This window comes from uncultured Subdoligranulum sp., from assembly GCF_937890665.1.
This window is the reverse complement of sequence record NZ_CALADU010000059.1, coordinates 1-5,955: the sequence shown is the minus strand read 5'-3', so window position 1 is coordinate 5,955 and position 5,955 is coordinate 1. Positions and strand designations below refer to the sequence as shown.

The window sequence follows — 5,955 nt, the reverse complement described above, 5'->3', positions numbered from 1 at the left end:
TTGAGGAATACCCTGCATTCGTAGTTGGCGGCGCCTATGTACAGGTAGACCCGCTCCCCCTCCTGCCGGGGAGTGTAATGAAAGGTGCGAGTATAGACGCCTGAACCTTCAAAGTAATAGTATTTTTCCTTTTGCAGGTTCCAGCAGGAGGGGACATCGACGGTTTCCCAGCCGTCCAGGTCACAGTCCACCGGCAGTGCGCGGCCTTGGGCATCGGTATATGCAGCATCAAAGAGCTTTTTGCGCAGAAACGTGTCGAACACATCCACGGTAAACCGCCACTGGCCGTTGAGTGATTCGGCCGGACGGGCCGCCAGCAACGTGTCCGCGCCCACCGGCGGGATCTGGAACGGGGCGTCATAATCAATGTTCAGCAAATGGTCATAATCGACCAGCATCTGTTTCATAACGGTTTTCTCCTTATCGTGTGCCGGATCAGCCCTTGACACTGCCCGCGGCGATACCTTCCATAACTTTGCGCTGGGTCAGCAGGAACACCACGACCACCGGCAGCGAGATCACGGTGGACAGCGCCGCCGTCTGGGACAGGTCTACGCCCAGATCGGAGTTCAAGTTGACCAGCATGGCGGCCAGGTTATAGGTGCTCATATCCTGAGAGAGCATGAGTACCGGCAGCCACAACCCCCAACTGGTAAGGAAAGAGATCAGCGTAGCGGTAGTAAAGACCGGATACATCACCGGCATGGTGATACGGGTAAAGAGGCGGATCTCGGAAGCGCCGTCGATGGTCGCAGCTTCCAGCAGTTCGTAGGGCATAGAGTCAAAGAACTGCTTGAACAGGAAGAAGGGCAGCGCTGCGCCCCAGGCGCCGGTGGAAGAAGCCAGGATAATCCCCAGATAGTTGCCGCTGCCGTACAGGTGGAAGTTCACCACGATCACATACAAGGGGATGAGCAGCAGCACCGCCGGGTACATCAGACTGACCATGAAGGACTTTTCGATGACGCCAAAGAACGGCAGCTTACGATTGCGGTACAGGGCATAGCCGCCCAGCGCGGTGGACAGAACCACCACCAGCGTGGTGCCGACACTGATAATCAGGCTGTTTTTGATATAATGCCAGATGGAATTGCCCGCCAGGGTGGCAATATTCTGATAGCCAGTAAGCACCCATTCCTTGGGCCACAGGGACAATGGGTCCTGTACGATCTCGAGATTGGTCTTGAAAGAGGAGAAGAACATCCACAAAAAGGGATAGATCATCACAAGAGAGATCACGATCAGCACCGCATAGGCCAGGGCCGCGGCAAACTTATTGATTTTCATGTTTTTCCCTCCCAAGGCGCGAGCCCAGCACAGTCAGCACAACGACGAACAGGAACAGGAAGGTAGCGATCGCCGTAGCGGAGCCAAAGTCCATCTTTTCGTATTTGCTGTAGGCGTAGTAGGACAAAAAGTTGGTGGCGTAGTTGGGGCCGCCAAAGGTAATAATACGCGCCACAGTATACGTTTTGAGGAACTGGATCACAGAATACACTGCATTGAGGGTGAACGCCGGTTTGAGCGATGGCAGCGTAATGTAACGGTAAGCCTGCCAGGGGCTGGCGCCATCGATCCAGGCAGCTTCATACATGGTACGGCCGATAAGCTGGTAGTTGGTCAAGAAAATGATGGTATACAGGCCCACATGCTTCCACAATTCCACAAAAGCCAGTACCCCCAGCGCAGTCCCCGGGGAAGTCAGCCAGTCCACCGGCTGCAGCCCCACCAGTTCCAGCAGTTGGTTCATAGCGCCCTGGGAGTTGAAGAACTGCTTCCATACCACCGACCCCACGACGTCCGGTGTGATAAAGGGGATAAAAATGCACAGTTTGAACAGCAGTTTGCCCCGTTTGATGCCCTTGTAGTTCAGCAACTGCGCCAACAGAAGGGCAAACACCATGTTCAGCGGGACCGAAATAACGGTAAACAGTACCGTCACTTTCAGGGAATCCCAAAAATAAGGATCCTTGAATAGGTTCAGATAATTTTCAAGGCCTACAAACACCGGTTCGGTAAAAATGGTATTGGTCTTGAAAAGGGAATAGTAGACGCTGCAGATCATCGGATAGATTCCGAACACCAGCGAAAGTACGGCAAAAATGCCGATAAAAAGATAAAGGATCCAGTTCTTTCTTGCCGCTTTCCAACTTTGCGGGGAAATCAGCCGATGCTTGTTCATAGCCTTCGTGTTCCTCCATTACGGTTTTTTGCGGGATCACAGGGGATACCAAATCAGAGAAGCCGGCTGCGCGCATCTTCTCACGCAGCCGGCCGCCCATTTATTGGTTGCTTGCGATTGCGCTGTTCACATCTTCATGCAGTTTTGTAACAGCCGCGTCGATCTCCTCCGCAGACTGGGCATTCAGGGCGTTGGTCAGGCCCTTTTCATACACTTCGTTGACTGCCGGGCCGTAACTCAACTGAGATACATAGGTATCCACCGAGTAGATGGTCACATTGGGGTCAAAGAAGATCTTCTGGTTGGGGCTGAGCTGGTCCTGGGGCACCACACTGGTATCGATGCAGGAGCCCATCGTTTCAAAGCTGGCCAGTTGGGCCGCTTCGCTCAGAACGTACTGCAGGAAAACCTTGGCGGCCTCTTTGTTGGGGGCGTTCTTGGGAATGACCAGCCCGCGGTCGTCGGTATTCACCAGACCGCCGGTGTCCCCTTCCCGCATGGCAGGCCAGGTGGTCACCACATATTCGCCCACGCCGCTGTCGGCCTTGTCCCAGTTGGCTACGTTCCAGTCGCCCACACGGAACATTCCCACACTGCCGCTCTGGATCTTGGTATACATGGCAGCGAAATCCTCGGTGGTGGCGTCCTTATCCCAGAAAGCATTGTCGCCCGCATAGACATTGAGAATGTCCTTATACAGGTCAGCGTGGTTCTCGATCTGGGATTCCGGCACCGCGTTCAGCCAGATGTCGGAATAGCCGCTACCGCACATAAACAGGTTGAACACCTGCCCCGGATCGGTCCCCAGATGCATCGTAAAGCCGGCCTTACCGGCCGCCTGATACTGCTCACCCAGCGCCAGGAACTTGTCCCAGGTCGACGGCATGGTATCGTCGGTGACTTCCACCCCGGCCACGTCGGTCTTGACGCCCAGACCGGCCAAAGAGCGGCTGACCGGGAATACGATCAGATCCTCACCGGAACTGCACAGTTTGATGTCCCCCTCGGTGACCACATCGGCATTCTCGCAGGAGGCCAGCACATCGTTAAGCGGTTCAAACGCCTGCCCGGACTGCTGGTACAGGCTGAGAAGACGGGATGCGCTGTTAAAGATCAGATCCACACCGCCGATGGTCGTAGCCGCCTGCAGGGCCTTGGTGGTCAGGGTGGCGTTGTCGAACGTGACCGCTTCGATGGAATAGTTGGGGTAATCCTTCTGCATTTCCGCTTCTACCGCTTCGAAGAAGGGCAGGCGGGAATCGTTGCCCTCATACCAGATGGTAATGACCACGGGTTCCCCCGCAGCCGTTTCGCCGGTGCCGGAAGCAGTGGACGAGCCGCTGGAACCGCACGCCGTGCCCAGCGTTCCCATACACATGGCACAGGCAAGAGTCAGAGCAATTTTTTTCATGAATGTCACCTTCCGTTTCTTTGGTTTTTATGATTCCTTTGCCAGCGCCGCCTTGGCGCCGCGAACATCCAGTTCATACAAGCCGCGGAATCCTTCGTGAATAGAGTCGAAGGAAATATGCGTTCCCGCGTGGTTCCAGCGGCAGTGCAGGTCGCTGCGGATATCAAAGTCGCATAATGCCGGGGCATAGACCCGGGCCAATTTCATGCAGCGCCCGCTGGGGATATGGTACAGGTATAGGGTGCGGTATTCCTCCTCATCGGCATAGCCGTCGCCCAGAATGAAGTTCTGGTCCGGGGAGTAAGTGCAGTGAATATCTTCGTGGAATATCTCTGTGGAGTATTCGCGGTACTCCTGGGTACGGTCCTTCAGTTCATACAGTCCCGGACCGTTGCCGCCATCGGCATAGATCAGCAGTGTTTCGCCATCTTTCCAATAATAATGGGACGCGTAGGTGTACGGCCGCAGCAGGTACACATTCCCTTCCAGATCACAAGTACCCAGACCGGTTTTCCACATCTGGCCCGGTGCGGGGAAGTACCGTACCAGGAACAGGAAGCGGTCGGACGTGCGGTTGAAGGTGATGTGGTTGATGACGATTTTAGCTCCTGCCAGTTCCGGCGTAACATTGTACAGAGCCGCCAACTGCCGGTAGTTCAGCAACGGACGCATTGCACCAGTCTGGAAATCCAATAGCGTGACGCCGTCCTGCTCCGGTGCGGGCTGGTCGTAGTAGGGGTCCCGGCGGTTGCAGTACCCATATCCGGGGCGGAAGTCGTAGATGCGGTTGAAATTTACCGAAAGCCCCCAATGCCCATCCGGGGAAACATTGGCTACCGGGCAACCATAGCGGCGCTGCTCACCAGTACGCCAGTTGTGTACTACGCAGCCGTAACGTCCGTTTTCCCATACATTATACACAACCGTATCCTTTTGTCCAGGAAACCACTGGAGCATGGACCCTTGTTGAAAGTTCCATGCCAGTGTCTTGGCGATGGGATGGAAGGCGCCGCTATTCAGATCAAAAACGCCCATCTCATTCACATCACCATCCCGGGGCAATCGGTCCATAAAGGGGACCCGGTTGCACAAATGCAAAGAATCATCGGCAGAATACGCCGGATTGTCATAATACCCGAAAAAGTAGTGATATCCATCTTTCGCGGGGGAGATCCTGCGCAATCCCTGCGCGTAATCGCTCAAAAATCCTGGCGGGACTTCCTTTTTCATTTGTAATCTTTACCCCTTTCCGCACTTTAAGACATCAGCGCAAGTTGTGTACATTTTGCACAATATTTTTTTGCGTTGACGATTTTTTCTGTTTGAACTATATTTAATATAACGGACGAAAGACTGTAATACAATCTACATTCGGACCAGAAAATTGTAAAATCAGACCATGCCCTTCCTGGCCTATTCGTTATAAAAGGAGCCTGCCATGCCGGACTATTATCTTCGCAACGAAATGATGACCCAGCTTCCCGCCCCGTACCGTATTCTGCACATCCTGCAGCGTTCGGCTGGATTCGACATGGAATTGCACAGCCATCCCTTTTACCATGTCAACTTCATCACCGCCGGCACGCTGCTCGTCCAATACCAGGACCGGCAGTATCAAGTCCACGAGGGGCAGGCCGTCATCCTGCCGCCGGACATCCCGCACGCCCTCTCCTCGCCGGAAGGATACTGCCAGATCGGCATCGACATCCTGAACCAGCCGGATAGCCGTGGTATTTTTGAACTGTTCCGCAATACTTACCCTGAAGGCTTCGCGATCGTTTCGATGGTGCAGTTTCCCTATACATTCGAGTATCTGTTCAAGGCCATCCGCAATCTGACCAAACTCAACACCCTAATGTTATTCAACGCCTCGGAAGCGTTCATCCTGAAGCTCATCGACGAAGGTTTTCTCGGCCACAACGATTCTTTCCGGGAAAAATTTTTGGATATGTTTTCTGACGGGAAAGGGTACGACCTGACTTTGGATCAGATGTGCAAAAAGATGAATTTGAGCAAAACGCATCTGGAACGGATGGTGCGTACCGAGTTTGAATGTGGCGCAGTGGAATATTGTCAGAAGATCAAACTGAATAAAGCCTGCCTGCTGCTGCAGAACACCGACCTCCCCATTCGCCAGATTGCGGAACTGTTGAACTTTTATGACGAAAGCCATTTCTGTTCTTTTTTCAAAAGGCGGATGCAAGTCACCCCGAACCACTATCGCAATGAAACACGGCATATCGTGTGACCACTTTCGAGGTCGAACTTCTTCTGGTGCCCGGATATACTTTCTCAAATTTTTTGCCGGTTTTGCGTTCCGCGCCCCACGGCGGGCGGGACGCACAATGCCCCCGGCGGGCGC

Annotated in this window: 5 protein-coding genes and 1 pseudogene; 1 reads left to right on the top strand and 5 read right to left on the bottom strand. The window is 53.9% G+C overall.

The features are described 5' to 3' along the window. The 5 genes and pseudogenes from Q0526_RS03315 to Q0526_RS03295 form a co-directional block, all read right to left on the bottom strand. Positions 1-407: pseudogene (locus tag Q0526_RS03315) on the bottom strand (hypothetical protein); the annotation flags it as partial. 28 nt (positions 408-435) lie between these two features. Beyond that, positions 436-1,287 (bottom strand): carbohydrate ABC transporter permease, encoded by an 852-nt coding sequence (locus Q0526_RS03310; RefSeq protein ID WP_298730827.1) that lies wholly within the window; start codon positions 1,285-1,287, stop codon positions 436-438. Continuing rightward, positions 1,274-2,182, bottom strand: a complete 909-nt coding sequence (locus Q0526_RS03305) for a sugar ABC transporter permease (RefSeq protein WP_298730824.1) — start codon at positions 2,180-2,182, stop codon at positions 1,274-1,276. Before Q0526_RS03305 ends, Q0526_RS03310 begins: the two co-directional genes overlap by 14 nt. A 100-nt stretch (positions 2,183-2,282) precedes the next feature. Further along, a complete protein-coding gene (locus tag Q0526_RS03300; RefSeq protein WP_298730823.1) occupies positions 2,283-3,593 on the bottom strand; it encodes an extracellular solute-binding protein in 1,311 nt (436 codons plus the stop codon). Positions 3,594-3,620: 27 nt separating this feature from the next. Then, positions 3,621-4,823 carry a hypothetical protein gene (locus Q0526_RS03295; RefSeq protein ID WP_298730821.1) on the bottom strand — a complete coding sequence of 401 codons (1,203 nt, stop codon included), beginning with the start codon at positions 4,821-4,823 and terminating at the stop codon, positions 3,621-3,623. 208 nt (positions 4,824-5,031) lie between these two features. On the opposite strand from Q0526_RS03295, the gene Q0526_RS03290 reads away from it, so the two are divergent. Continuing rightward, positions 5,032-5,841: an AraC family transcriptional regulator gene (locus tag Q0526_RS03290; protein WP_298730819.1), complete on the top strand. Its 810-nt coding sequence runs from the start codon at positions 5,032-5,034 to the stop codon at positions 5,839-5,841. The last annotated feature ends 114 nt before the right edge of the window (positions 5,842-5,955 follow it).